Origin of the sequence: Leisingera coralii, assembly GCF_049056525.1 — a bacterium.
Taxonomy (GTDB): domain Bacteria; phylum Pseudomonadota; class Alphaproteobacteria; order Rhodobacterales; family Rhodobacteraceae; genus Leisingera; species Leisingera coralii.
The window spans coordinates 1-1217 of record NZ_JBHUPT010000138.1 but is presented as its reverse complement, the minus strand read 5'-3'; the positions used below and the strand labels follow the sequence as shown (position 1 = coordinate 1217).

At 59.8% G+C, this 1217-nt stretch carries 1 protein-coding gene; it reads left to right on the top strand.

The genetic code is table 11. From position 1 onward, the window contains the following. Positions 1–56: 56 nt before the first annotated feature. Positions 57–1183, top strand: a protein-coding gene (locus ACFMBG_RS24105; RefSeq protein ID WP_421057169.1) for an IS3 family transposase whose coding sequence is annotated in 2 segments (ribosomal slippage) — positions 57–321 and positions 321–1183 — 1128 coding nt in all. Because the reading frame shifts where the segments join, the coding sequence is not laid out codon by codon here. Positions 1184–1217 lie beyond the last annotated feature (34 nt).

Genomic DNA, 1217 nt, shown 5'->3' with positions numbered 1-1217 from the left:
TGATCCTCCCCCAGTGAAGTGGTCCGCCGTTATGTTTAGGAAAACGGAGGATCAGAATGGGAACGAAGCGGCACAAACCCGAAGAAATTGTCACGAAGCTGCGGCAGGTTGAGGTGCTTGTCGGGCAAGGGATGGCGCGGGTGGATGCGATCCGCGAAGTGCGCATCACCGAGCAGACCTATTACCGCTGGCGCAAACAGTATGGCGGGATGGGAACCGACCAACTCAGGGAACTCAAACGATTGCAGAAAGAAAACGAACGGCTGCGTCGCGCCGTCTCGGACTTGACCCTGGACAAGCTCATCCTGACGGAAGCTGCGAAGGGAAACTTCTGAGCCCCGCCCGCCGCCGGGCCTGCATCGACCATGTGCGCAGCCTGTTCAGGGTGTCTGAGCGGCGCGCCTGCCGCGTCCTGAAGCAACACAGATCCACGCAGCGCAAGCCGCCCAAGGGCCGGGCGGACGAAGCACGCCTGGTTGCGGACATGATCGTGCTTGCCCGCCAGTATGGCCGCTACGGCTATCGGCGGATCGCAGCATTGCTGAGAGGGGCAGGCTGGCAGGTCAACGACAAACGGGTCGAACGACTATGGCGGCGGGAGGGGCTGAAAGTGCCAATGAAACAACCTAAGAAGGGGCGTCTGTGGCTGAATGACGGCTCCTGTGTCCGGCTGCGGCCAGAATACCGGCATCACGTCTGGAGCTATGACTTTGTCCATTGCCGGACGGAGGATGGCAAGGTCTTCCGCACGCTGAACATCCTCGATGAGTTCAGTCGGGAATGCCTGGCGATCCGGGTGAAGCGAAAGCTGAACTCAGGTGACGTGATCGACGCCTTGAGCGACCTGTTCATCCTGCGCGGTATCCCGGCCTATATCCGGTCTGACAACGGGCCTGAGTTCGTCGCCCAGGCTGTCCGGGACTGGATTGCAGCCGTTGGTGCCAAAACCGCTTACATCGAGCCTGGATCCCCCTGGGAGAACGGTTACTGCGAAAGCTTCAACGCCCGGCTCCGCGACGAACTGCTCAACGGTGAGATATTCTACAGCCTCCGCGAGGCTCAAATCCTGATCGAAAAGTGGAGGAAACACTACAACACCAAGCGACCACACAGTGCTCTGGGGTATCGCCCACCCGCGCCGGAAACCATCGTTCTGATGGATCAAAGGCCGGTCATGCACTAACAATCAAACCGGACCACTCAGGTGGGGCTGATCA